General features: G+C 41.5%; 24 protein-coding genes. 22 read left to right on the top strand and 2 right to left on the bottom strand.

Going from position 1 to position 24,812, the window contains the following annotated elements; all coding sequences use genetic code 11:
- Window positions 1-5: 5 nt before the first annotated feature.
- The 4 genes from rnmV (at window position 6) to ELX58_RS07235 (ending at window position 3,929) form a co-directional block, all read left to right on the top strand.
- On the top strand, window positions 6-572 hold the full coding sequence (gene rnmV / locus ELX58_RS07250) for a ribonuclease M5 (RefSeq protein WP_133442442.1): 567 nt from the start codon (window positions 6-8) through the stop codon (window positions 570-572).
- Entirely contained in the window at window positions 565-1,446 is an 882-nt protein-coding gene (gene rsmA, locus ELX58_RS07245) for a 16S rRNA (adenine(1518)-N(6)/adenine(1519)-N(6))-dimethyltransferase RsmA (protein WP_133442441.1), read from the top strand. The genes rnmV and rsmA overlap by 8 nt, the downstream gene beginning before the upstream one ends.
- A gap of 85 nt (window positions 1,447-1,531) precedes the next feature.
- Window positions 1,532-2,911, top strand: coding sequence for a bifunctional UDP-N-acetylglucosamine diphosphorylase/glucosamine-1-phosphate N-acetyltransferase GlmU (gene glmU, locus ELX58_RS07240; RefSeq protein WP_133442440.1), 1,380 nt, complete (start codon window positions 1,532-1,534; stop codon window positions 2,909-2,911).
- Between the two features lie 31 nt (window positions 2,912-2,942).
- Window positions 2,943-3,929, top strand: a complete 987-nt coding sequence (locus ELX58_RS07235; protein ID WP_133442439.1) for a ribose-phosphate diphosphokinase — start codon at window positions 2,943-2,945, stop codon at window positions 3,927-3,929.
- Window positions 3,930-4,010: 81 nt separating this feature from the next.
- Here the strand turns inward: ELX58_RS07235 and yidA are convergent, their stop codons facing one another.
- Window positions 4,011-4,823, bottom strand: coding sequence for a sugar-phosphatase (gene yidA, locus ELX58_RS07230; RefSeq protein ID WP_133442438.1), 813 nt, complete (start codon window positions 4,821-4,823; stop codon window positions 4,011-4,013).
- Between the two features lie 142 nt (window positions 4,824-4,965).
- Here yidA and ELX58_RS07225 point away from each other — a divergent pair, with 142 nt between their 5' ends.
- From ELX58_RS07225 to ELX58_RS07205, 5 genes are all read left to right on the top strand, one after another.
- Window positions 4,966-5,421, top strand: coding sequence for a YwiB family protein (locus ELX58_RS07225; protein ID WP_236747674.1), 456 nt, complete (start codon window positions 4,966-4,968; stop codon window positions 5,419-5,421).
- Between the two features lie 59 nt (window positions 5,422-5,480).
- The gene (gene rpoE, locus ELX58_RS07220; RefSeq protein WP_418620897.1) at window positions 5,481-5,990 is read left to right on the top strand and encodes a DNA-directed RNA polymerase subunit delta; all 510 of its coding nucleotides are present in this window, start codon (window positions 5,481-5,483) and stop codon (window positions 5,988-5,990) included.
- A 177-nt stretch (window positions 5,991-6,167) separates the two neighbouring features.
- Complete coding sequence (locus ELX58_RS07215; RefSeq protein WP_133442436.1) at window positions 6,168-7,793, top strand: CTP synthase; 1,626 nt, start codon at window positions 6,168-6,170, stop codon at window positions 7,791-7,793.
- Window positions 7,794-7,891: 98 nt separating this feature from the next.
- On the top strand, window positions 7,892-9,157 hold the full coding sequence (locus ELX58_RS07210) for a UDP-N-acetylglucosamine 1-carboxyvinyltransferase (protein ID WP_133442435.1): 1,266 nt from the start codon (window positions 7,892-7,894) through the stop codon (window positions 9,155-9,157).
- Window positions 9,158-9,264: 107 nt separating this feature from the next.
- On the top strand, window positions 9,265-9,525 hold the full coding sequence (locus ELX58_RS07205) for a type B 50S ribosomal protein L31 (protein WP_133442434.1): 261 nt from the start codon (window positions 9,265-9,267) through the stop codon (window positions 9,523-9,525).
- A gap of 59 nt (window positions 9,526-9,584) precedes the next feature.
- On the opposite strand, the gene ELX58_RS07200 is transcribed toward ELX58_RS07205, so the two are convergent.
- Window positions 9,585-10,007 (bottom strand): low molecular weight protein-tyrosine-phosphatase, encoded by a 423-nt coding sequence (locus ELX58_RS07200; protein ID WP_236747673.1) that lies wholly within the window; start codon window positions 10,005-10,007, stop codon window positions 9,585-9,587.
- A gap of 145 nt (window positions 10,008-10,152) precedes the next feature.
- Here ELX58_RS07200 and ELX58_RS07195 point away from each other — a divergent pair, with 145 nt between their 5' ends.
- The 13 genes from ELX58_RS07195 to hslO all read left to right on the top strand — a co-directional run bounded on the left by ELX58_RS07195 (window position 10,153) and on the right by hslO (window position 24,809).
- Window positions 10,153-10,953 (top strand): hypothetical protein, encoded by an 801-nt coding sequence (locus ELX58_RS07195; RefSeq protein ID WP_133442432.1) that lies wholly within the window; start codon window positions 10,153-10,155, stop codon window positions 10,951-10,953.
- 34 nt (window positions 10,954-10,987) lie between these two features.
- On the top strand, window positions 10,988-12,361 hold the full coding sequence (locus ELX58_RS07190; RefSeq protein ID WP_133442431.1) for a UDP-N-acetylmuramoyl-tripeptide--D-alanyl-D-alanine ligase: 1,374 nt from the start codon (window positions 10,988-10,990) through the stop codon (window positions 12,359-12,361).
- 119 nt (window positions 12,362-12,480) lie between these two features.
- Complete coding sequence (alr, locus tag ELX58_RS07185; RefSeq protein ID WP_133442430.1) at window positions 12,481-13,605, top strand: alanine racemase; 1,125 nt, start codon at window positions 12,481-12,483, stop codon at window positions 13,603-13,605.
- Window positions 13,606-13,633: 28 nt separating this feature from the next.
- On the top strand, window positions 13,634-14,005 hold the full coding sequence (locus ELX58_RS07180) for a type II toxin-antitoxin system PemK/MazF family toxin (protein ID WP_133442429.1): 372 nt from the start codon (window positions 13,634-13,636) through the stop codon (window positions 14,003-14,005).
- A gap of 158 nt (window positions 14,006-14,163) precedes the next feature.
- Window positions 14,164-14,721 (top strand): aminoacyl-tRNA hydrolase, encoded by a 558-nt coding sequence (gene pth, locus ELX58_RS07175; protein ID WP_133442428.1) that lies wholly within the window; start codon window positions 14,164-14,166, stop codon window positions 14,719-14,721.
- Window positions 14,722-14,749: 28 nt separating this feature from the next.
- The gene (mfd, locus tag ELX58_RS07170) at window positions 14,750-18,346 is read left to right on the top strand and encodes a transcription-repair coupling factor (RefSeq protein ID WP_236747672.1); all 3,597 of its coding nucleotides are present in this window, start codon (window positions 14,750-14,752) and stop codon (window positions 18,344-18,346) included.
- Between the two features lie 33 nt (window positions 18,347-18,379).
- The gene (locus ELX58_RS07165) at window positions 18,380-18,679 is read left to right on the top strand and encodes an RNA-binding S4 domain-containing protein (RefSeq protein ID WP_133442597.1); all 300 of its coding nucleotides are present in this window, start codon (window positions 18,380-18,382) and stop codon (window positions 18,677-18,679) included.
- 43 nt (window positions 18,680-18,722) lie between these two features.
- Complete coding sequence (locus ELX58_RS07160) at window positions 18,723-19,091, top strand: FtsB family cell division protein (RefSeq protein ID WP_133442427.1); 369 nt, start codon at window positions 18,723-18,725, stop codon at window positions 19,089-19,091.
- 88 nt (window positions 19,092-19,179) lie between these two features.
- On the top strand, window positions 19,180-19,698 hold the full coding sequence (locus tag ELX58_RS07155; RefSeq protein WP_133442426.1) for a S1 domain-containing RNA-binding protein: 519 nt from the start codon (window positions 19,180-19,182) through the stop codon (window positions 19,696-19,698).
- 15 nt (window positions 19,699-19,713) lie between these two features.
- Window positions 19,714-21,081, top strand: a complete 1,368-nt coding sequence (gene tilS / locus ELX58_RS07150) for a tRNA lysidine(34) synthetase TilS (protein WP_133442425.1) — start codon at window positions 19,714-19,716, stop codon at window positions 21,079-21,081.
- Window positions 21,082-21,088: 7 nt separating this feature from the next.
- The gene (gene hpt, locus ELX58_RS07145) at window positions 21,089-21,631 is read left to right on the top strand and encodes a hypoxanthine phosphoribosyltransferase (RefSeq protein WP_133442424.1); all 543 of its coding nucleotides are present in this window, start codon (window positions 21,089-21,091) and stop codon (window positions 21,629-21,631) included.
- 116 nt (window positions 21,632-21,747) lie between these two features.
- Window positions 21,748-23,820: an ATP-dependent zinc metalloprotease FtsH gene (gene ftsH, locus ELX58_RS07140; RefSeq protein ID WP_133442423.1), complete on the top strand. Its 2,073-nt coding sequence runs from the start codon at window positions 21,748-21,750 to the stop codon at window positions 23,818-23,820.
- Window positions 23,821-23,900: 80 nt separating this feature from the next.
- Window positions 23,901-24,809 (top strand): Hsp33 family molecular chaperone HslO, encoded by a 909-nt coding sequence (gene hslO, locus ELX58_RS07135; protein ID WP_133442422.1) that lies wholly within the window; start codon window positions 23,901-23,903, stop codon window positions 24,807-24,809.
- The last annotated feature ends 3 nt before the right edge of the window (window positions 24,810-24,812 follow it).

Raw genomic sequence — 24,812 nt, 5'->3', positions numbered from 1 at the left:
TAACTATGAAAAAGATTAAAGAAGTCATTGTTGTTGAGGGTAAAGATGATACCGCCCAAATCCATAAGGCCGTGAATGCCGACACGATTGAAACCCGTGGCTCGGCTGTATCATTGCATACGCTTCAGCTGATTAAGAAATTGGCTAAGGAACGTGGCATCATCATCTTTACCGATCCAGACTTTTCAGGTGAACGAATTCGCAGGATCGTTTCCCGTGCCGTAACTAACGCTAAACACGCTTTTATTCCACGTGATAAGGCGGTACCGAAACATAGTACCGGATCATTAGGTGTTGAACATGCTGCCCCAGAAGTAATTCGGGAAGCTTTGGCTAAAGCTTATCCCGCACGAGTTAATGAGAAGCCGAAGTTAAAAGAAAGCCAATTAGTGAAGCTAGGCCTGATCGGTGGTCCTGATTCACGAGTTCGTCGGACTAAGTTATGTAAGATTTTGAACATCGGCTACGTTAACGGTAAACAGTTATCAAAACGGCTCCAGATGTTTGGGATCACCGAAAAACAACTTAATGACGCAATGAAGCAGATGAAAACGGAGGATCAGAATGAATAACATTCCCGCAATCGCCACGCCGTCTAGAACCAGTGGCATTTTAAATCGACATCACTTAAAAGCTAAACATAGTTTAGGCCAGAACTTCTTAATTGACCTTAACGTCTTACGTGAGATTATGGACGCTGCTAACTTAACGGCTGATGACGACGTGATCGAAATTGGTCCCGGGATCGGTGGCTTGACTGAACAGTTAGCTCAGCGTGCTCATAAGGTGATTGCGTTTGAAATCGATTCGCATTTGATTCCAATCCTGCACGAAACGTTGAGTCAGTACCATAACGTTAAGATCATTAATCAGGATATTTTAAAGGCTAACTTACCGAAGATTATTAAAAACGACTTCGATAGTTCTCGCAAAGTAAAGATCGTCGCTAACTTGCCGTATTACATTACAACGCCGATCATCGTGGAATTGATGAAGAGTAACGCTCGCTTTAGTTCGATCGCCGTAACGATGCAGAAGGAAGTTGCCGAACGGGTATCCGCTAAACCGGGTAGCAAGACCTTTGGTGCAATTTCAGTTTTGATTCAATATCTGAATAACGTTAAGATCACGAATTTAATTCCAAAGACTGCGTTTTATCCAAGTCCTAAGGTGACGTCAGCGATCGTTCGTTTAACTCGTCGCCACGACGTTAAGACGAAAGTGTTCGAGGATGATGCCTTTGCCGGCTTCGTCAGGGGATGCTTTGCCCATCGCCGGAAGACTTTCCAGAACAACCTGAAGAGTCTGTTTGGTAAAGACGCTCGTCCAGTCATTAAGAAAGTCTTGACTCAGGAAAAGGTCAACCCGATGTTACGTCCCGAAAAGTTATCGGTTGAGACTTACGTAAAATTAGCCAACGCGTTTCATCAGGTGGGCCTGTTATAGTCAATAGATCACGTTGAGACGCTTTTTATGCTAAAATTAATTTAGCTATTTGAACTTCGTAAAGATTGAAGTGGAGTGATTAAGAATGCCAAAGAAAACCCGCAATACAATTATCCTGGCTGCCGGAAAAGGTACCAGGATGAAATCAAAATTGTATAAGGTTTTGCATCACGTCTGCGGTAGAACCATGGTGAACCATGTTTTGACCCAGGTCGAAAAGACAAAGATGGACAATATCGTTACGATTGTCGGCTATGGTTCAAACGCCGTTAAAAATGAATTAGGTAATCGAACTAAGTACGCTGTTCAAAAGAAACAACTTGGAACTGGGGATGCCGTTTTACAGGCTGAACCGATCCTTAAGAATTTAGATGGTGACACCATGGTGGTTAGTGGTGATACCCCGCTTTTTAAAGCCAGTACCTTTGAAAAGTTATTTAATTACCATGATGATACTCACGCTGACGTTACAATCATGACGTCCAAAGCACCAGACCCAACTGGTTACGGTCGAATCGTTCGTAACGATCTTGGTATCGTTGAAAAGATCGTTGAACAGAAGGACGCTACCAAGGCTGAACAGGCAATCCACGAAATCAATACTGGAGTTTACGTTTTTAATAACCGGAAGTTATTTAAGGCTCTGCATCAGATTACTAATAATAATGCTCAGCATGAATATTATTTGACCGACGTCATCCAGGTCTTAAAGCAGGCCGGCGATAATATCGAAGCTTACCAGATGGATGACTTTTATCAGTCACTAGGTGTTAACGATCGTCCAGCATTAGCACTTGCCAACCAGGTCATGTATAAGCGAATCAATAATTACTTTATGAACCATGGTGTTTCGATCCTTGATCCAAGTCATACCTACATTGACGTGGACGTCAAGATTGGTCCGGACACCCTGATTGAACCAGGTGTTCGCATTCATAGCGGAACCGTCATCGGTAAGCATTGTGTGATCGGTGCTAATTCAGAAATTTTTAACTGTAAGTTACATGACCACGTTCACGTAATTTCATCATACTTACAGGATTCTGAAATGGATGAATATTCCAACATCGGTCCTTACAGTCACTTACGTCCAAAGGCTAAGATTGGTCCGCATGTTCACCTGGGTAACTTCGTTGAAGTTAAAGCCGCAACGATTGGTGCCGGAACCAAGGTTGGTCATCTGACCTACATTGGTAACGCTAAATTAGGCAAGAATATCAACGTTGGCTGTGGTGTGATCTTCTGTAATTACGATGGTGCTCATAAGCACACCAGTACCGTTGGCGATGACTCATTTATCGGTAGTAACAGTGATCTGATTGCACCGGTTCACTTAGCTGACCATACGTTCATCGCTGCCGGGACTAACGTCACCAAGGACGTCAATCAATACGACATGGCAATTGCCCGTTCCCGCCAGACTAATAAGCCAGGCTACTACAAGAAATTGCCTTACCGTGGATAAAAATAACAATCGACATCAGAAAGGAAATTGTATGAAACCATATTCCGATCCAAAATTAAAACTTTTTGCATTAAACTCTAACCGACCTTTAGCAGAAAAGATTGCTAAAAACATCGGTGTTAAATTAGGCAAAGCCAAGGTTGATCAATTCAGCGATGGCGAAATCCAGGTTGAATTAGGTGAAAGTGTCCGTGGTGACAACGTCTACATTATTCAATCCACTTCAGCACCCGTTAACGATAACTTAATGGAAATCCTGATCATGGTCGACGCTCTTCGTCGTGCCAGTGCCGCAACCATTAACGTTGTTATGCCTTACTACGGTTATGCTCGTCAAGACCGTAAGGCTAAGCCACGTGAACCAATCACCGCTAAGTTAGTTGCCAACATGATCGAAGCCGCTGGTGCTGACCGTGTCGTTACCATGGATCTCCATGCTGCTCAGATTCAAGGCTTCTTTGACATTCCGGTTGATCATTTAATGTGTGCTCCGTTATTCGCTGACTATTACATGCGCAAAGGCTTTAACGGTAACAACGGTAAAGACGTTGTCGTATCACCAGATCACGGTGGTGTTAGCCGTGCCCGTAAGTTAGCTGAATTCTTACACGCACCGATCGCCATTATCGATAAACGTCGTCCTCGTCCAAACGTTGCTCAGATCATGAACGTTATCGGTGACGTTAAGGGCAAGCGCTGCTTAATGGTCGATGATATCGTTGATACTGCCGGTACCATTACTTTAGGTGCTCAGGCCTTGAAAGACGAAGGTGCCACCTCCGTTTACGCTTGTGCTACTCATGGTGTTCTTTCTGGTCCAGCAATTGACCGCATTAGTAACTCACCGATCAAGGAAATGTTACTATCTGATACCATTAACATCCCAAAGGCTAAGTTAGATGGTGCTCCAAACATTAAGCAGATTTCGGTTGCTCCGTTGATCGCCGATGCCATTATTCACATTCATGAAAACAAGCCTTTGAGCCCGTTATTCAAGAAGCGTTTCCATAACAAGTAAAAAATAAATCGTTAGAAAATAAAAAATGACGTGATTTGATTAAAAATCACGTCATTTTTTATTTTGGCTAATTAATTTGGCTTATTTATCTAAAACAAATTTCTTGATGGCGTAAGCAACACCGTTTTCGTTATTGTTCTTAGTTATAAAATCAGCATTTCGTTTAACGTCTTCAATGCCGTTGGCCATACCAACGCCTAAGCCAGCGTATTTCATAAGGGAAACATCGTTACCTTGATCACCCATGGCCATTACGTTTTCTGGCTTAAGGCCAATTTGACTGGCTAACTTGATTAGGGTTTGACCCTTGGAAACACCTTTGTGCATAGCTTCCAAGAAGACCGGTTCAGTCTGAACGATATACATCCGGTCCTTTAATGATTGTGGGATGTGCTTCTTTAGATTAGTGATTTTATCAGGTTCACTGATCCACATCGTCTTGGAGATGCTTAGGTCAGGCTTAATTTCTTCTGGAGTCCGATATTTTAATGGTAAGTGGACCAGACGAGCTTCGTAAACGGTGTATTTACTGATGTCACGGTTTAAAGCGTAAATGGCGTTCGGGGTTTCAATTTGGAAATTAACGCCGAACTTACGGCTGATCATTTCGTTCGTTAAGAAATTATCGTAACTTAAACGGTAATCATCGATAATTTCACCGTCAGTACTCTGAGCGATGGCACCGTTGAAGCCGACGACATAATTGTCACGGCCCGTGATTCCAAGCTGGTTTAAGTATTGTTGAGTACCAGCTAACGGTCGGCCGGTACAGATAACGATCTTGACGCCTTTTCGCATGGCGGCTTTGATTACCTTTTCGGTGACGGGAGTTAGTTGCTTTTTATCGTTAACTAAGGTCCCGTCAATGTCGATCCCAATCATTTTAATGTCCATTTCAGTCATCCTTTAAATAAAATGTTTTCATCGATTATTTTACCAGGTATTATAGAGCTTAAAAACTAGAATTATGTTAAACGTAACTAATCTGATATACAATTAAATTAGTTGATAATATAACAGAGGGGAGGTCATGTTAGTGTTTAACGATGATGTTGCAGCAGGCTCTGCTGAACAGCCCGTTGAGATTCATCTAGCCACCACCATTGAGCAGGCTGGTGATGTTTCAAATTACAACTTTGACGTTGACGGCAAACTATTTCAAATCGGAGACACCATTTACCTTCGCTTTATGGAAGACGATAATCATGATGGTCATGGTGTTCCAGTAACCATTCGTATTAACGCTAATGGCCACGTTAAGTTAACCCGAGCGGGCGAAAATAAACTCCAGCTTGACTTTATTCAGGGTAAACGGGTTGAAGCTCGCTACCAGACACCTTATGGTTTATTACCAATCGAAACGGTAACACCAAACTTAGATATTCAATATCAAAATCAGCCTTTGAGTGGTAACGTTATGGTTGATTATAATTTATACGCCCAGGAACAATTATTAGGCCGTTACCAATTGAGATTGCAATTTACCGTCTAAACGATTAAAATTAAAAAGTAAGATTAGAGAATCATATAGTGTGAAAGGACGTGCGTCGTTTGAAGCTAGGCAAGCTTGATACTGAAAACAAAGATGAATTATCGATGGTTGAAGTTGCCCACGCAATTTTACAAAAACGTGGCGATGTTTTATCTTTCGCTGACTTAACTAACGAAATTCAGAAGTACATGGGTGCTTCCAATGCCAACATTCGAAGCCGAATTGTTCAGTTCTACACGGATTTGAACACTGACGGCAGTTTCATCTCATTAGGTGATAACTTATGGGGCTTACGCACCTGGTATCCATATAATTCCATCAACGAAGCTACGGTTAAGCCCGAAGATGAAGATGCTACGGCACCTAAACAGCCTCGTCGTAAAATTGACGCCTTTTTAGATGACGCTAGTGAAAACGATGACGTTATCGACTACAACGAAAGTTCTGACGACGAAAACTTGAATTCCGAAGAACGTGGTTACCGTGAAGACCTTAAGCATTCAGGTAATGATAACCCGTTGACTGAAGAAGAATTTAACAAGACCCAGAATAAGCGTAAAGATAATTAAGATTTTGACAATTTAATTATTTCCAAGTATGATTTTTATTAGGGCGCCCCATGATTTATCGTGAGGTTACATTAGTTCGAAAAATACTTGATAAAAGCTTCCTGTTCAATGAAATAGGAGGCTTTTATGTTTTTATAAGGCCTTCTGAGATTAAGTAATAAGAGGAGAGACAGAGCATTGACTAAATATATTTTTGTTACCGGCGGTGTGTGTTCGTCTTTAGGTAAAGGTATCGTTTCAGCTTCAATCGGTCGTTTACTGAAAAATCGTGGTCTGAACATTACGATCCAGAAGTGTGATCCGTACATTAACGTTGACCCAGGAACCATGAGTCCGTATCAGCATGGTGAAGTCTTCGTTACGGATGACGGTGCCGAAACCGATTTAGATTTAGGTCATTATGAACGTTTTATTGATAATAATTTGAACAAGTATTCTAATTTGACCACTGGTCAGGTTTATTCCGAAGTTATTAGTAAAGAACGTCACGGTGACTATTTAGGTGCCTGTGTTCAGGTAATTCCTCATATTACCGGGATGATCAAGAGTAAGATCGAACAGGATGCCAAGAAGACTAATGCTGACGTCGTCATCACCGAAATCGGCGGGACCGTTGGTGATATGGAATCCTTACCATTCTTAGAAGCCATTCGTGAAATGAAGAATGATGTGGGTGCCAATAACGTCTGCTACGTTCACGTTACGTTAGTTCCTTATCTTCACGCCGCTAAGGAAATGAAGACTAAACCGACTCAACATAGTGTTCAGAAGTTACAGGCCTACGGAATTCACCCGAACTTTATCGTTACCCGTAACGAAAAACCAATGACACCAACCATGATCAAGAAGATTTCCCTGTTCTGTGACGTCCCAACTAACGCTGTTGTTCAGTCCTTGGATGAACCAACGATTTATGCCGTTCCGTTAATATTACAGAAACAAGGCCTTGATGAAGGTATTTTAAAGCACTTAGGTATCAAAGCACCGAAAGCCAACATGACCGAATGGAAGAAATTAACTTACCGTGTTCTTCACTTAAAGAAGACCCTTAACATCGATTTAGTTGGTAAGTACGTTTCCTTAAAGGATGCATACATTTCAGTTGATGCCGCTTTAAAGCACGCTGGATATCCATTAAATTCTAAAGTTAACATTAACTACATCGATGCTGAAAAGATTACTAATGACAAAGTTGCCGCCAAGATCTTAGGTGGCGCTGACGGAATCTTAATTCCAGGTGGTTTTGGTAGCCGTGGAATTGAAGGCATGATCAGAGCTTGCCGTTACGCTCGAGTTCACAACGTTCCGTACTTAGGGATTTGCTTAGGAATGCAGATTGCTAGTATCGAATTTGCTCGTGACGTCTTAGGTGAAAAGGACGCTAACTCAACTGAATTTGATCCTTATACACCACACAAAGTAATTGATTTAATGGCTGATCAATCTGATATCAACGACATGGGTGGTACCCAACGTCTAGGCTCTTACCCATGTAAGTTAAAGCCTGGTACCGTAACCGCTAAGGCATACGGTGGTAAGAAATTGATTCATGAACGTCATCGTCATCGTTACGAATTCAATAATGCTTACCGTAAACCAATGACTAAGCACGGCTTGGTAATCTCAGGAACTTCACCGGATAATCATTTGGTTGAAGTGGTTGAATTACCAAACAAGAAGTTCTTCGTTGGTTCACAATACCATCCAGAATTCTTATCCAGACCAACCCGACCGGAAGGTTTATTCAAGTCGTTTGTGAAGGCTGCTTTTGGTCAGCACTATTCTAGTAAATCAGCTAAGTAATAAGCTTGCGTTAACTCGGTTCAAGATTTATCATTTACAAGGCATTTAAATTGCCACAATCATTTCTAGTTAACGAAAATTAAGTGAGGAAATAAAAAATGAACGAAATGATAATTCATGGTGGCAACCGGTTATCAGGCGAAGTTACGATTGGTGGAGCTAAAAATAGTACCGTGGCTCTGATTCCGGCAGCTATTCTAGCGGATACACCCGTTAAATTTTTAATGGTCCCTGATATCTTGGATGTTCATAATCTAATGGTGATTTTGGAATCGATGAACGTACCTTCTGAATTTGTTCACCGTAACATTACAATTGACCCAACTCATATTAAGGATAATAAGTTGTCGGGCAAAGCGATTGCTAGTTTGAGAGCATCGTATTACTTCATGGGTGCTTTGTTAGGTAAATTTGGTCATGCAACCGTTAATTTACCCGGTGGTGATAGTTTTGGCCCCAGACCGATTGATCAGCATATCAAGGCTTTCCGTAGTTTAGGTGCAACCGTTACCGAAAATAACGGCTGTATTCATTTAACAACCCACGGGAAAGGTTTACATGGTGCTCGGATTCATCTGGCAATGGTTTCAGTTGGCGCTACCATCAATTCACTTCTGGCGGCGGTTAAAGCCCATGGCACTACCGTAATTGAGAATGCAGCTAAAGAACCCGAAATTATTGATGTTGTGAATTTCTTAAAGGAAATGGGCGCTCACATTTCTGGTGAAGGTACTCATACCATTACGATTCACGGTGTTAAATCTTTGAGAACTACTAAGCCGCACCGGATTATTCCTGATCGAATCGAAGCTGGGACCTATTTATCAATGGCAGCAGCCGTTGGTGACGGGATCCTGATTAAGAACGTAATTCCTGATCACTTACAATCGTTCTTGGACAAGCTTCATGAAATGGAGATCAAATTGAAGATCGGTAAGGATCAGATTTATGTTCCGAAGATCACTCATTGTAAGGGTGTCAAGATTACTACCCATCCATTCCCGGGATTTGCGACTGATCTACAGCAGCCCATCACGCCATTATTATTAAAGGCCGATGGCCAGAGTGTGATTCGTGATACCATTTATCCTCATCGAAATAAACACGTTGCTCAGTTGGCTAAAATGGGCGCTAATATTCACGTTAATAAGCAAGGGTTAATCATTATTAACCACACTGATCATTTAACAGGAGCCCATATTGAAGCTGATGAAATTCGAGCGGGCGCTGCCGACGTAATTGCCGGATTGATGGCTCATGGTACGACCGTAATTTCAAAAGCCGGCAATATTTTACGTGGTTATGATAATATCATCGGTAAGTTAACTAACCTTAACGCGAACGTTGAATTAGTAAGAGAATAATTCAGAGAAAATTGATAAACGGCCCAAATGATGTTATTATTGCAAGGTCGACTAATCGATAATCTCTGATTCAAAGAAAATGATTCAGGGCAAAGGAGCGATATAGTATGAAGAAAGGAATCCATCCAGATTACCACCAAGTCGTATTTAAGGATACAAGTACTGGTTATGCATTTAAGACCGGTTCTACTTGTAAGTCCAATCAGACGATCACTTGGAAAGATGGTAAGAAATACCCATTAATCCTAGTTGAAATTTCGTCAAGTTCTCATCCATTCTACACTGGTCAGGAAAGCATGACTAAGACTGCCGGTGCCGTAGATAAGTTCAATAAGCGTTACGGCTTGGACAAAAAGAGCAATAAGTAATTTGAATTAAATCATTAAAAAAGTCGTTAAGTTATTAACTTAACGGCTTTTTATTTTACTTAATTTTTAGAATGCTTTTGAAAATAACGTAGCCAGACGGGCAACACTTTCACTAAGACGTTATAGGTATAACTAAATTTGTGGGTGTACCAGGGATCCGGAATCTCCTGACCATGATGATCAGGCAAGATGTTTAAACAGAGATGGATCTTAGACCGACAGCCTAACGGAGCGTTAATTTTTAAATCAGCAACGTTCTGAGTATCCATCCCGATAATGTAGTCAGCCCATTTATAATCACGCGGTGTGATTTTACGAGCGTGCAGATAACGCCAGTCGTAACCGTGTTGTGATAGGATTTTCCTAACGTGCGGATTGGGATAGTGGCCCTGTTCTTCATCACTAGTTCCGGCGGAATCAATCTGGTATTGATTCTGAACACCAGCTTGTTTAACTAACCTGCGAAAGATGGCGTTAGCCATTGCTGATCGACAAACGTTACCTAGACAAACGAATAATACTTTAGTTATAATTCACATCCTTGATACAAAATGTAAACGCACTGTAACGGAAAATACCTCGAACCATAGTATAATTAATCACGTGATAAGAAAGCGTGATTTTGCAATGCGGAATAATTTTATTTACGTTAGTACCGATATCGTACGGAGAATGGTCGTTGCAAGAGGAATTGACTCGATCGACTTTGTTCGAGGATTAAAGGAAATTCCGCATAATATTATATTACTTAATGATGATCGCCGTCACGCGAACGGTCTAAACGCCCACACTAAGTTCAGTGTGATTCAAGGACAACAGAACGTTAAGGCGTACTTATTGAACGATCAAATTAATAACAAACGAGTTATTGATTATCACAGTAACGAAGATCTGGATGAACTTCTGGATTATGAAATTGCTGAATTGTTATACCTGAGTCACATGGGCTTCCCAATGCATGACGCGTTTTCTTCAAAGTTACATAATCATTATATCTATCTGATGATGCGGTCGCATTTTACAAAAATTTATTATGAACGGTTACTTACGTTTAACCGGGTTTTAAATAACTCCGTTAAACGACATATGTTACTAACGGCCAAGAATTTCCACAGTCATTTGCATTTTATGCCGCTGGGAAAGTTGAACCGCTTTAGTTTTCACGTCGCCGACGTACCATTGGCAATTCTGAAGCAATTAGTTAACATTACTGAGAATGGCATGATCATTGCGTTCGATGAAACCGATAAGGTTAAGCATCACCGCATTTTTAAAATTCCGTTACTGGTTGAAAAGTTCCCAGACGCTCAATCAACCTGGTACTATAAATCGGATATTTATCAAAATACAAAGAAAATTGGTTGGCTGCTATATAATGAACCTGAGAAAAAGTGGCAGTTCCACGTTAAAAATTACAAAATGCATTAAATATGGTGTTGATTGAAAGAAGCGATTCCAATATATGAGGATGACAGTCGAAGAAGTTGCTCGCGCCGTTTCCGCTAAGAATGACGTCAGCAAGTATAGTGATCAGGTCGTTACGAACGCCGCGTTTGATAGTCGTCGGTTAAAACCGGGGGCTTTATTTGTCCCGTTAACGGGAAAGCGTGATGGTCATAAATATCTACCAAGCGCTCGCAAAAACGGTGCTGTAGCTAGTTTTTGGGCCGCAGATCACCCGAATCCACCGAAGGATTTTCCAATTATCGTGGTTGATAATCCGTTAAAGGCTTTACAGACATTAGCTAATTATTATCGTCAAAAAGTTAATCCGAAGGTCGTTGCGATTACGGGAAGTAACGGTAAAACGACCACTAAAGATTTAACCACCGCCATCTTATCCACTAAGTACCGGGTTACTAAGACCCACGCAAGTTTTAATAACGCGATTGGGGTTCCGGTTACCATTTTATCAATGAACCCTGACACACAGGTCTTAGTCGTTGAAATGGGCATGGATAATTATGGCCAGCTAGATAAGTTGAGCAAAATAGCTGAACCTGACGTTGCGTTGATTACAATGATTGGTGAGGCCCATATCGAAAATCTGGGTAGTCGAGCCGGGATTGCCAACGCTAAGATGGAAATCACCCATGGTTTAAAAGCTGACGGGACGTTTTTATTTAACGGTGACGAACCATTATTACAGGCTCGAGCTAAAAAGGTGAGCCAGAAACAATTAACCTTTGGTGACCAGCATTCTAACGATATCTATCCCACCCAGATTAAGGGCTATGACACTAAGACGTCATTTACGGTTAACCGATATCCAGGGAAACAGTTTACGATCCCGATCATCGGCCATTACAATGTCAACAACGCCTGTGCCGCAATGCTAATCGCCTCTTTATTCAGTGTTTCACCAGAGGACATGCAAAAGGGCTTGATGAACGCTTCTCTGACTCAGAATCGAACTGAATGGATGACGGGTAAAAAGGGCGAACCCGTATTAAGTGATGTTTATAACTCGAACCCTAGTGCAGCCCGTGCCGTTTTGAAGACTTTTTCCGCTACTCATACTGACGGCAAACGAATTGCCGTTTTAGGTGATATGCTTGAATTGGGATCTGATTCAAAGGCAATGCACGCGTCGTTAGCTAAGGATTTGGATCCGAAGAAGATTCAGTCGGTATACTTGGTTGGTACTGATATGGCCGCTTTGAAAGCAGCTTTAGCTGATAAGTATCCTACTAATGCGGTCCACTATTATCAAGCTGACCAGTTACCGCAGTTGACTCATGATCTAGAGCAGGAGTTAACGTCACGTGATGAAGTTATGTTAAAAGCTAGTCACGGTATTCATCTAGAAAAAGTTTTAGCAAAGATTACTAAATAAATAATTAATTAACGTTAAGAACTGACTAAGGGAGCCGTGGCATTTGGCTATGGCGCCCTTTCTCGTTAAATAGTGTGTTAAGATTAATGAGTTATTTAAATAGGAGGAAGTGTTGCGAAATGGCAGTTGGGGTTCATCGAAACGCCCAGGTAATTGTCAATCGAGCCGCTTTATATCATAATATTCATTCAGAATACGAACGATTAGATCACGGAACCCGTTTATTTATGGTGGTTAAAGCCAATGGTTATGGCCACGGTGCCGTCGAAGTTGCGAAAGTCGCTAAAAAGGCCGGTGCATCTGGTTTTTGTGTGGCAATTTTAGATGAAGCTTTAGAGCTCAGAAAAGCTGGCCTTCAGGATCCGATCCTGGTGTTAGGCTTAACTGATTTGAATGCCGTTCCGGTTGCGGCTAAGGAACACGTTTCATTGACCGTTTCTTCAGCTAAATGGTTACAGAAAGCCGCCCAGCTTTTACGGAAGCAGAGCATTAAGGATCCGTTAAGGGTTCACATTGGTTTGGATACCGGAATGGGCCGAATTGGTTTTCAGACTCAGACCGGCTTGAAACAGGCTTTAAAGGCGATTAAACAAGATCATAATCAGCTTGATTTTGAAGGGATCTTCACCCATTTTGCAACGGCTGATTCACCTGATGATAAGTATTTTAAGTTACAGGTTAACCGCTTTAATAAGTTAATGGAAGTTGTCAAGCCACGACCAAAGTTCGTTCACGTTTCAAATTCAGCCACCAGTTTATGGCACCAGAAGTGTAACGGCAACATGATTCGTTATGGTGCCGCTGGTTACGGACTTAATCCATCAGCAGGTGCGTTAAAGCCACCGTTTAAGTTAGAACCAGCCATGACGGTGACGACCGAATTGAGCTACGTTAAATTAGTGAAGCCAGGTCGCTCGATTGGTTATGGTGCTACATATACGACTGGCGATGATCAATGGATCGGGACGGTGCCGATTGGTTACGCTGATGGCTTTCATCGTAATTTGAAGGGCTTTCACGTTTTGATCGACGGTCAGTTCTGTCCAGTAATTGGTCAGGTATGCATGGATCAGTTTATGGTTCGGTTACCTCACCAGATGGAACCTGGGACCAAGGTTACGATTATCGGCAAAGATGGCGATAAGGAAATTAGCTTGCAGGATATGGCTGATTACAGTCACACCATTCATTATGAAATTGCCTGTGGCTTTACCGAGCGATTACCGCGAAAATACATTAATTAATCTTTTTAAAGACGGAAGATGATGCAAAATGCCAAAAATCAAAATTAAGCGTGGCGATATTTTTTATGCAGACCTTTCGCCCGTTGTTGGTTCTGAACAAGGCGGCAGTCGTCCCGTTTTGATTATTCAGAATAACGTTGGTAATCACTACAGTCCAACGGTAATCGTAGCTGCAATTACTGCTCAGAATTCAAAGCCCAAAATGCCGACCCACGTTAAGATCAGTTCGGCGCATTCAAAGATTGCTAAAAATTCGGTGATTTTGTTGGAACAGATCCGAACGATCGATAAGCAACGGCTAAGTGATCGAATTGATCATTTGGATGATGACCTGATGAAACAGGTTGACCAAGCGTTGGCAAAAAGTATCGGCTTGGATTCAAGTTACCAAAGTGACTAACGATAATTAAAAATACATAAAGAGGACGGAATATGATGATATTTCGTCCTTTATTTTTACTTGATTAGAGGTTAAACGCTCTTAGATGTTTCGATTATCGTGTATGATATAATAAAACTGATTATAATCGTTGTACTTGAAAGGGACGTTAAATAGTTATGAAATTAATTGTTGGCTTGGGCAACGTTGGGATGCAATATGAAGCCACTCGGCATAACACCGGTTTTATGGTTGTTAATTCCTTTGCTGACCAGCATCATATCGTATTAGGCAAAGTCAAGATGAATGCCCGTTTTGGATCGGGATTAGTTGACGGTGAAAAAGTCATCTGTGCTGAACCGATTACTGACATGAATTTATCGGGTGGTGCTGTTCAACCGTTAATGCACTTTTTTAAGCTTAGTACCAAAGACATGATCGTAGCTTATGATGACATGGACTTACCCGTTGGTAAGATCAGAATTCGTGACCATGGTTCTGCCGGTGGTCATAACGGAATCAAGAGCATTATTCGTTGCATTGGCACCAACCGCTTTAATCGAATCCGGGTTGGTACTGCGCATCCGAAACGAATGGCCGTTGACGATTATGTCTTAAGCCCGTTTACAGCTGCCCAGAAACCGTATTTTGAAAAGGCCAAATCAGAAGCTGTTGATGCCTTGAACGATTGGGTTAACGGGATGGACATTAAGCGATTAATGAATAAATATAACTGATTAGTTGTGCAGCGAGAGGAAGAATACATTGGAGCTCACACGTTATTTAACTCAGTTACCGCAATATAAAGCCATTGTTAAGAAATTAAAGCCGGCGACTCGACAGTTGATTACTGGGATGTCGGGATCCGCTCAGACGTTATTCCTGGACGCCATGTTTCATGATCTTCAGCGGCCGATGCTACTTGTGGTGGATAACTTGCACCACATGCATCAGGTTACGGATGATTTAGCTAACGTGATCCCCCAGGATGAACTTTACGAATTTCCGGTTGAAGAATTAATTGCCGCAGAAGTCGCAACCAGTTCGCCTCATTATCGAGCCCAACGGGTTCGAGCTTTACATGCGTTACAGACTGGTAAACCCGTTGTGGTCGTCACTTCAGTTTCCGGGATTCGCCGGATGTTACCAGCACCCAGTGAATTTAAACAGGCGCAGATTAACGTTAAACGCGGTGACAACTTTAAGTTGGAACACCTCCGTTTAATGCTTCATCAGATGGGTTATTCACGGAAAAACTTTGTGTCTGGCCCCGGTGAGTTCTCAATTCGTGGCTCGATTGTGGATGTTTATCCGTTAAATGCCGATTACCCAGTTCGAATTGATTTCTTTGATACCGAAGTTGACTCGCTTCGGATTTTTAACGTGTCCGATCAAACCAGTATTAATAAGATCGATAGCTTCAAGATTCTTCCCGCAACTGATTTTGTCTTAACCGACGCTCAGCGCCAATCAGCAGCTAAAAAGGTTAACACCCGTTTACATAATGCGTACAAGACGATTAAAAATAATAAGTTAAAGCGCATGCTGACGGCTAACATTAAACCGATTATTCAGGGTCTACAGAAGGGTGCTACTGATAATCAGTGGCTGCTATATGCCAACGATCTCTACGGCAAAGCCTATTCAATCATGGATTACTTACCGAAGCAGACCGTTCTGATCTTTAATGACTATAGCCGGTTGATTCAATCGAATAAGCAGATCGTTCAGGATGAACTACACTGGACCGAAGGTAAATTAGAAGCAGCCCAAATTATTTCCGGAACTAAATTTAGCTTAGATTTCCGGAAACAGTGTCAACGGGGTAACTTTTCACAGTTATTCTTTGCGTTGTTTAAGAAGACTCTGGGTGGCTTGAAGATCGATCAGATCCAGGATATTCAAGCCCGAACGATGCAGCACTTTTGGGGCAAAATCCCGTTACTTAAGACCGAAGCTAAAGTCTGGGCTAAGGATAAGCAGACTGTTGTGATCATGGTTGCGAATAAAAAGCGGATGCAGAAGATCACCAATGATTTAGACACTCTTGACATGAAGGCCACGCCAACTAACTGGGATCATATTATTCCCCAGAAATTTCAGATCATTCCAGAACGGCTAAATAACGGTTTCATTTTTAAAGACGCTAATCTAGTTGTCGTTACTGAATCGGAACTATTTAACCAGGTTCGACATCACCAACACCGTCGACAGACGTTCGCTAATGCTCAACGAATTAAGAGTTATACCGATATAAAGCCGGGCGATTACGTTGTCCATGTAAACCATGGGATTGGTAAATACTTAGGGATGAAAACCATCAAGATTGATGGTAAACATCGTGATTATCTAAGCATTGCCTACCGAAACAACGCGAAATTATTTGTTCCAGTCACCCAGTTAAATTTAATTCAGAAGTACGTTTCCGCTGAAGATCGTCACCCGCGAATTAATAAATTAGGTGGTAAAAGCTGGGCCAGGACTAAGAAACGGGTTGCCAGCCGAGTTGAAGATATTGCTGGTAGCTTAATTACGTTATATGCCAAACGTTCGCACGAAAAGGGCTACGCCTTTCCACCTGACGATGCTCGGCAGAAGCAGTTTGAAGCTAACTTTCAGTATAAATTGACGCCTGACCAAGCCCGGAGTGTTGATGAAATTAAGGCCGATATGGAAAAACCGCACCCGATGGATCGATTGTTGGTCGGTGACGTTGGCTATGGTAAGACTGAAGTTGCCTTACGAGCTGCATTTAAGGCCGTTGAGGGCCACAAACAGGTGGCTTTACTAGTTCCAACGACCGTCTTAGCACACCAGCATTATGAGACCATGAAGCATCGTTTTAAGGGCTTTCATATTAACGTTGGCGTTCTGTCTCGATTTAGAACCCCGAAACAAATCCGTGAAACGATTAAAGGAATGAAAGACGGTTCCGTTGACGTGGTTGTCGGCACGCATCGTCTATTATCTAAAGACGTTGGCTTTAAAGATCTAGGCTTATTGATCATCGATGAAGAGCAAAGATTTGGTGTTAAGCATAAAAACAAAATTAAGCAGATGAAGTCGTCAATCGATGTTCTGACGTTGACAGCAACCCCAATTCCACGAACCTTAAACATGTCGATGATCGGTCTTCGTGATCTGTCGATTATTGAAACGCCACCGACCAATCGTTTGCCAATCCAGACTTACGTTATGGAAGAAAATGACGGAGCCATTCAAGACGGGATTACCCGTGAACTAGAACGTGGCGGTCAAGTCTTCTTCTTACATAATCGAGTTGGTGATATTGAACGAACCGTTAAAAAACTTCATAAACTAGTTCCAAAAGCTCGGATTGCTTACATTGATGGTCAAATGGACGAAAACGTTATGGAAGACACGTTATTCAAATTCATCCACAAGAAGTTTAACGTTTTGGTCACCACCACCATCATCGGAAATGGTGTGGATATTCCAAATGCCAACACGTTATTCGTGGAAAACGCAGATCACATGGGCTTATCACAGTTATATCAGATCAGAGGACGTGTCGGTCGTAGTAACCGTGTTGCCTATGCCTATCTGATGTATAAACCAAATAAAGTTCTGTCACCGTTAAGTGAAAAGCGTTTAGAAGCCATTCGTGACTTCACTGAATTAGGTTCTGGATTTAAGATTGCAATGCGTGATTTGTCACTCCGTGGAGCTGGTAATCTATTGGGTAAACAGCAGCACGGTTTCATTAATTCCGTTGGATATGACATGTATACCCAGATGCTGAACGATGCCGTTGCTAAGAAACAGGGCAGTACACCGAATAGCAAGGCCAATAGTACCGTCATGATGAACGTTGAAGCTTATCTGCCAACGTCGTACATTGGTGATTCTCAACAGAAGATTGAAATGTACAAGCGTTTACGTGAGATGTCGAGCGACGCTCAGTTTAATCGAATCAAGCGTGATATGGTCGATCGTTTCGGTAAGTACCCAGCACCAGTTCGTCGTCTGTTAGCCATCAGTCATATCAAAATGGCTGCGGATCACGCCTTGGTTGATAATGTTCACCGGCTCAAGAATAAGATTACGGTCATTATGTCCACAGTTGGCACCAACCTATATTCATCAGCTGACTTCTTGAGAGCAATCGCCAGAACGCAATTCAAAGCTTCGATTGACGAGAAACACGGTAAGATGCAGATGATTTTGACTATCCAACCGTTTATGGTCAAGAAAGAAACTTGGCTTGATGATATCTACAAGTTAATTGAATCGCTGTCTAAACGGCGGGATGAATTGGGCAAGTCCAAGTCTAAATCAGCTAAAACTAAGAAACGAAATAAAAAACGAAAATCAAAGCGAGCGGTAAAAGCCACTAAGTAATGTCAATCGAAAGGAGATTAATAAATTATGATGATGCGATTAGATAAATTCTTAAAAGTGTCCCGAATTATTAAACGACGCCCGGTAGCGAAGAAAATTGCTAACCAGGGTCGAATTACAGTTCAGGGCCGAGTTGCGAAATCGTCAACCAAGGTTGAACCCGATGATAAAATCGTCATTAAGTTTGGTAATAAGACCTTAACGATCCGGGTTGACCAGATTTTGGCAACTACGAAGAAAGCTGACGCTAGCCAGATGTATACGGTATTAGGTACGAAATACAACCGAAATTATAAAAAAGAAGCCGAAGCTTTACGAAAAAACAATCTGTAAAGACTATAATTAGACTTATTAATTTTGATGGAGGTACGAAATAATGTGGGATCCAGATGCTTTTGAACGTGATCAGCAGCACGTTAAACACGTGCGACAGATTCTACGGCATCGCCATCATTTACGAGAAATTATTATTATTGTGATCATGATTACAGTGATCTTGGTGTTAGGGCTTCAGTTATTTCATGCTAATCAGCAAAAATCTCAACTGCACCAACAGATTGTTAATGATCGGGTCGAACTTTCACGGGAAAAATCACAGCACCGTAAATTGAAGATGAACGTTAAACAGCTTCATAATAAAGGTTATTTGGAGCAGTTGATTCGACAACGTTATTTTTATCATAAACCTGGCGAGACGGTCTATAGTTTACCCGGCGATGTGGCCCGTGACGTCACACATAAATAATGAATCCACCATTTTGATTAGTGCTTATTCTGAATGGTTTTGTGATATAATTAAAGCACCTTAGCTTTTTAGGAGGATCTTATTTTTTATGGAAATTAAAGTTGGAGCAAAGGTTTCCGGCAAAGTAACTGGGATTACTAGTTTCGGCGCTTTTGTTACGTTAGCTGACGGTAAAACCGGACTAGTTCATATCAGTGAAATTTCTGATAAATTTATTAAAGATATTCATGGTGTCTTAAAAATTGGTGATACGGTTACCGTTAAAGTTCTAAAGATTGGTGACGATGGTAAGATCAGTTTATCAATGAAACGAGCTTTACCAGAAAGTGAACGTAAGGAATACTTTAAGAAGCGTCGTGAACATAATCATGAACGTCATGAACACGGCGAACATGGTGAACATGGTCATGGCCATTTCCATCATGGTCACAATGAACATGGCTATAATTATGGTCACGGCCGTTATCATGGTCACAACAATTATCACCGGAAGCGCAGCTTTAACGACCTTATGTCTAAGTTTCTTAAACAGAGTCAAAGCCGTTTATCCGTAATTCGTAAAAATACTGAAGGTAAACGTGGTGGCCGTGGAGGTCGTCGCAGTTAATTAAGAGGCCTTAAGTTGAATTTAGTTAAGCGGTTAGCTAGTGAAGTCAAACGCAATCGTTGGTGGACCCGAAAGACGCGTGTCGTTATTGGGGTCTCCACCGGAGTTGATTCAATGGTGCTTCTGTATTTACTGGAGCATTTAAAGTACTATCGACCCCAGATTATTGTGGCTCACGTTAATCATGAACTACGAAAAGCTAGTGTGACTGAAGAAAAATACATTCGTAAGTATTGTCATCAACATCATCTGACGTTGGTGGTTGCGCATTGGCGGAAGCAGGATCACCCGAAGACAGGGACTGAAAATGCAGCTCGCGAATTTCGTTACCGATTTTTTAAGCATGTCATGAGAAAACATCACGCTTCAGTGATGTTGACGGCGCATCATTTGAATGATCAAGATGAGACCGTTTTGATGCGTTTAATTCGTGGTGGTGACATTCGTGAGCTAACCGGAATTCATCGATGCCGTAAATTTGCGAACGGTTATCTAATTCGACCACTTTTACAAACGCCGAAACATGATTTACGAAAGTTTGCTGTTCAGCATCACATCAAATGGTACGAAGATCGAACGAACTATTCGTTAAAAATTACTCGAAATCGAATGCGGCATCGTTTATTACCCTGGATGACTCAAGAAGATCCACGGGCAGTATTCCATATCGGGAGTTATGTTCATCAGCTAACGTTATTGGTTCAAGATAACATGCTGTTAAACGCTCGGTTGATTAAACCTTTGAAGACGGATCGAGATAATTGGTGGAAACTTGATCCACTGATGAAATCTTCACGGGTGATTCAATTAGGGATGTTACACGAATTATTTCGTCAATTTGATTCCCAATTAATGATTACGCCACCAATGATGCATGAAGTCATTATTTTACTGAACGATAACGATCGACCACAAGGTCGGATCGCCGTTGGTAATCAGCGACATCTTCAAAAGGATTATCATCAATTTGGTATTGTTAAGGATCAGTCTTTGAGTGGACCTAACGTTAAATCATCGTTTTCAGTTAAACTCAATCAATGGTATCGTTTATTAAATGGTGACGAATTCGGTGTCTTTGGCAAGCCGTTAAGCCAGTTCCATAAACAGTTTAAATTCAACTTATCGAAATTTGATTTTCCACTCAAGGTTCGACAAGGTCAGTCTTCTGATGTTCTTCGGTTGAAGAACGGTGGTCATCAAAAAGTCCGTCGAATTTGGATTGATAAGAAATTGTCGAACCATGATCGTAATTCATCACAGATATTAAAGACTAAAAATGGTTTCAGCTTAGCGTTATTAGGAGTTAAAGCTTCGTTTACAGAAGCTTCTGATAACGCTAAGCCGTATTGGTTAATTGTTAAAAGGGCTCAAAAAAGAGGTTAGGCATCTTATGAATAATGATATTTTAAAAACGCTTTACAGCCAGCAGCAAATTCAAAAACGGTGTCAGCAATTAGGCCACACACTTGATAAAGTGTATCGTGGAAAACGACCGTTGGTGATTGGTGTCTTAAAGGGTGCCGTCATTTTCATGACTGATATTATCCGTAACATGGACACGTACATGCAGATGGACTTTATCGATGTTTCTAGTTACAACGGTGGTACTAAATCATCTGGACACGTTAAGTTGCAAAAAGATATTGATACCAGCGTTAAAGGTCGGAACGTCTTATTCATTGAAGACATTATTGATACCGGTCGGACTCTTGATTTCTTACAGAAGCTCTTAAGAGGCCGTGGTGCTAAATCAATTCGGATTTGTACGTTATTTGATAAGCCCGCTGGTCGTCTAGTCGATGTCAAACCTAATTGGGTCGGTTTTAAAGTTCCAAACGAATTCGTCGTTGGTTACGGTATGGATTATGAAGGTTATTACCGTAATTTACCTTACGTTGGGATTTTGAAGCCTAAGATTTACGAAAATAAATAACGAGTTTTGCTCGCTAAATTTAATAGTGATAATATTATAGCTAGGTCTTGAGACGGATTTTATCAAGTAAAGTCTGTTTGAAGCCTCTAATAGCATAAATTGTGAGGAGGCACGTGATGAAAAATAGGAAAAATGGATTGTTTAGGAGCAGTCTATTTTACATTGTTATCTTCTTAGTCATCATGGGCGCTATCTACTTTATTAGTGATAGTGGAGGTAACAATCAAACCAGAGAAATCCAGTCCAGTCAATTTATGCGTGATTTGCACAAGAACAAAGTTAAGAACTTTTCTGTTCAACCTTCCGGTGGGGTATACAAGATTTCCGGTAAATACCGTAAATCTCAGCTCAACCACAGTGCTAATAACGCTTATTCATTTGCCGGGTTAGGTTCTTCTAAAGGTAATCGTGTAAGTCATTTTAGTACCAGTGTTCTAAAGAATAATGGTACCGTGGCTGAAATCTCGAAAGCTGCTAGAAAAGATAACGTTAAATTAAACGCTAAGCCTGAACAATCAAACGGCTTCTGGCTTAACTTAATTGTCTACATCTTACCGTTAGTAATCTTCATCTTATTCTTCTACATGATGATGAACCAAGCTGGCCGTGGTGGCGGCGGAATTATGAAATTCAGCAAGAGCCACGTCAAGCCAACTGACAGTAAGAAGAACAAAGTTCGTTTCTCAGACGTTGCCGGTGAAGATGCTGAAAAGCAAGAATTAGTTGAAGTAGTTGAATTCTTAAAGAACCCAAAGAAATATACACGTTTGGGTGCCAGGATTCCACATGGTGTCTTGCTTGAAGGTCCCCCTGGTACTGGTAAAACCTTACTAGCCAGAGCGGTTGCCGGTGAAGCGAACGTTCCTTTCTACGCTATTTCGGGTTCTGATTTCGTTCAGATGTTCGTTGGTGTTGGTGCTAGTCGTGTCCGTGATTTATTCAGACAGGCTAAACGTCATGCACCATCCATTATCTTCATTGATGAAATTGATGCCGTTGGTCGTAAACGTGGATCAGGAATCGGCGGTGGCCATGATGAACGTGAACAGACGTTAAACCAGTTACTGGTTGAAATGGATGGTTTCAGTGGTAACGAAGGTGTTATCGTCATTGCCGCTACTAACCGTGCTGATGTCTTGGATCCAGCCTTGACTCGACCAGGTCGTTTTGACCGGAAAGTCTTAGTTGGCCGTCCAGACGTTCGTGGCCGTTACGCAATTCTAAAGGTTCATGCCAAGAACAAGCCATTTTCACCAGATGTTGATTTAAAGGAAATTGCTCGACAGACACCAGGCTTTGTTGGTGCCGATTTAGCTAACTTACTTAATGAAGCGGCATTGTTAGCTGCGCAACGAAATGAGACTCGAATTGAACCTGACGATGTTGATGAAGCCGAAGATCGAGTAATTGCTGGTCCAGCTAAGAAGAACGCGGTTGAGAGTCCACATGAATTGGATGTCGTCGCTGCGCATGAAGCTGGGCATACCATCGTTGGTTTAGTACTAAACGATGCTCGAGTCGTCCATAAGGTTACGATCGTTCCTCGTGGCCGTGCTGGTGGTTATGCAATTATGCTGCCAAAAGAAGACGAAAAGTTATTGTCTAAGCACAACGCCATGGAACAATTAGCTGGACTACTTGGTGGTCGTACTGCTGAAGAAATCATTTTCCACTCTGAATCATCAGGAGCTTCAAATGATTTCCAGCAAGCCACTAATTTAGCTCGAGCTATGGTTACTCAATATGGTATGAGTGATAAATTGGGTGATGTTCAATACATCTCACCAACTGAAAGTCCATATGATCGCCCGCGTTACTCTGAAAAGACTGCTTATGAAATTGATCAAGAAGTTAAACACTTTATTGATCATGCTCATCAGGTCGCTTACAAGATTATTCAGAGTCACCGTAAGCAGCATCGAATTATTGCTCAAGCTCTACTGAAGTACGAAACTTTAGATGCTAAGCAGATTAAGTGCTTATACGATACTGGTCATATGCCAGAAGATCAGCCGAAAGATGAATTTCCAAGTGAAGACAAAGATGAGAACGGTGCATCATTTGAAGAAGCTAAAAAGGCTTTGGAAAAACATGATGAAGAAAAGAAACAAGCTGCTCGTCATAAGAATGACTCCACTAGTGATTCTGATAATCAGCCAAAAGATCCGTCTGACAATAGTCAGAAATAATTATAATTATTATTAATTTTAAAAGACGTGGGCAGTTTAGCCTACGCCTTTTTTGTAATAGATCGTAAGGAGAATAAAACATGAAGGATTATTTATTAAAAGCCATTACTAAGGACGGTTTATTTAGAGCGTACGCAATTAACGCTACAAATACCGTTGCTGAAGCTCAAAAACGGCACCAGACGACCAATGCTTCATCGTCTGCCTTAGGCCGGACCATCGTCGCTAGTTTGATGTTATCCGCTTCAATTTTAGAAGCGGGTCAGTCAATGACGATTAGAATTTATGGTAAAGGTCCCGTTGGCTTGATCTTAGTTGACGCTAACGCTAACGGTGACGTTAAGGGCTTCGTTCAAAATCCTCAGGTTGAATTACCAACCAATGATGCGAATGAAGTTGACGTTGGTAAGGCCGTTGGTAAAGATGGCTTTATGCAGGTCATTAAGAACTTGAGTAGTGATCGTCAGCCATACACCAGTAACGTTCATTTAGCTTCTGGTCAAATTGGTGATGATTTTACGTATTACCTAAAGCAGTCTGAGCAAATCCCATCAGCTTTGGATGTATCCGTTTTAGTTAACGCTAACGACACGATTGGTGCCGCTGGTGGCTACTTAATCCAGAAGATGCCTGGTGCCACTGATAAACAGGTTGCCAAGGTTGAACAGCGAATTAAGAAGGCTCCTAAGATCACCCAATTATTATCCGAAGATGATCAGCCTGAGAAGGTGATCGATTACGTTTTCGGTCGTGAGAACCTAAATTATCTTCAGAAAATGCCGGTTCAGTTTAAATGCAGCTGCTCAAAGAAGAACTTTGGTCGCGACATCGCTGGCTTAAATCCTAAACAGATTAAGACGATGATCGATCAAGATCATGGTGCTAGCGTTGTTTGCTCGTTCTGTGGTAATCGTTACAAGTATAGTGAAGATGATTTGAAGGATTTATTGGTTCTTTCAGAAAATCGAATTAAGAAAAATAATCGATAATGA

Origin of the sequence: Acetilactobacillus jinshanensis (assembly GCF_004359375.1) — a bacterium.
Lineage (GTDB): Bacteria > Bacillota > Bacilli > Lactobacillales > Lactobacillaceae > Acetilactobacillus > Acetilactobacillus jinshanensis.
This window is presented reverse-complemented; position numbering and strand designations above follow the sequence as displayed.

Bases quoted from the DNA above. Each gene is read 5' to 3' on its own strand.
- rnmV (WP_133442442.1), top strand. From the start codon at position 6: ATGAAAAAGATTAAAGAAGTCATTGTTGTTGAGGGTAAAGATGATACC.
- alr (WP_133442430.1), top strand. From the start codon at position 12,481: ATGGCAGTTGGGGTTCATCGAAACGCCCAGGTAATTGTCAATCGAGCC.
- ELX58_RS07180 (WP_133442429.1), top strand. From the start codon at position 13,634: ATGCCAAAAATCAAAATTAAGCGTGGCGATATTTTTTATGCAGACCTT.
- rsmA (WP_133442441.1), top strand. From the start codon at position 565: ATGAATAACATTCCCGCAATCGCCACGCCGTCTAGAACCAGTGGCATT.
- hslO (WP_133442422.1), top strand. From the start codon at position 23,901: ATGAAGGATTATTTATTAAAAGCCATTACTAAGGACGGTTTATTTAGA.
- pth (WP_133442428.1), top strand. From the start codon at position 14,164: ATGAAATTAATTGTTGGCTTGGGCAACGTTGGGATGCAATATGAAGCC.
- ELX58_RS07210 (WP_133442435.1), top strand. From the start codon at position 7,892: ATGAACGAAATGATAATTCATGGTGGCAACCGGTTATCAGGCGAAGTT.
- hpt (WP_133442424.1), top strand. From the start codon at position 21,089: ATGAATAATGATATTTTAAAAACGCTTTACAGCCAGCAGCAAATTCAA.
- ELX58_RS07200 (WP_236747673.1), bottom strand. From the start codon at position 10,007: ATGGCTAACGCCATCTTTCGCAGGTTAGTTAAACAAGCTGGTGTTCAG.
- ftsH (WP_133442423.1), top strand. From the start codon at position 21,748: ATGAAAAATAGGAAAAATGGATTGTTTAGGAGCAGTCTATTTTACATT.
- yidA (WP_133442438.1), bottom strand. From the start codon at position 4,823: ATGGACATTAAAATGATTGGGATCGACATTGACGGGACCTTAGTTAAC.
- ELX58_RS07195 (WP_133442432.1), top strand. From the start codon at position 10,153: ATGCGGAATAATTTTATTTACGTTAGTACCGATATCGTACGGAGAATG.
- ELX58_RS07190 (WP_133442431.1), top strand. From the start codon at position 10,988: ATGAGGATGACAGTCGAAGAAGTTGCTCGCGCCGTTTCCGCTAAGAAT.
- ELX58_RS07165 (WP_133442597.1), top strand. From the start codon at position 18,380: ATGCGATTAGATAAATTCTTAAAAGTGTCCCGAATTATTAAACGACGC.
- glmU (WP_133442440.1), top strand. From the start codon at position 1,532: ATGCCAAAGAAAACCCGCAATACAATTATCCTGGCTGCCGGAAAAGGT.
- ELX58_RS07205 (WP_133442434.1), top strand. From the start codon at position 9,265: ATGAAGAAAGGAATCCATCCAGATTACCACCAAGTCGTATTTAAGGAT.
- ELX58_RS07235 (WP_133442439.1), top strand. From the start codon at position 2,943: ATGAAACCATATTCCGATCCAAAATTAAAACTTTTTGCATTAAACTCT.
- ELX58_RS07160 (WP_133442427.1), top strand. From the start codon at position 18,723: ATGTGGGATCCAGATGCTTTTGAACGTGATCAGCAGCACGTTAAACAC.
- ELX58_RS07155 (WP_133442426.1), top strand. From the start codon at position 19,180: ATGGAAATTAAAGTTGGAGCAAAGGTTTCCGGCAAAGTAACTGGGATT.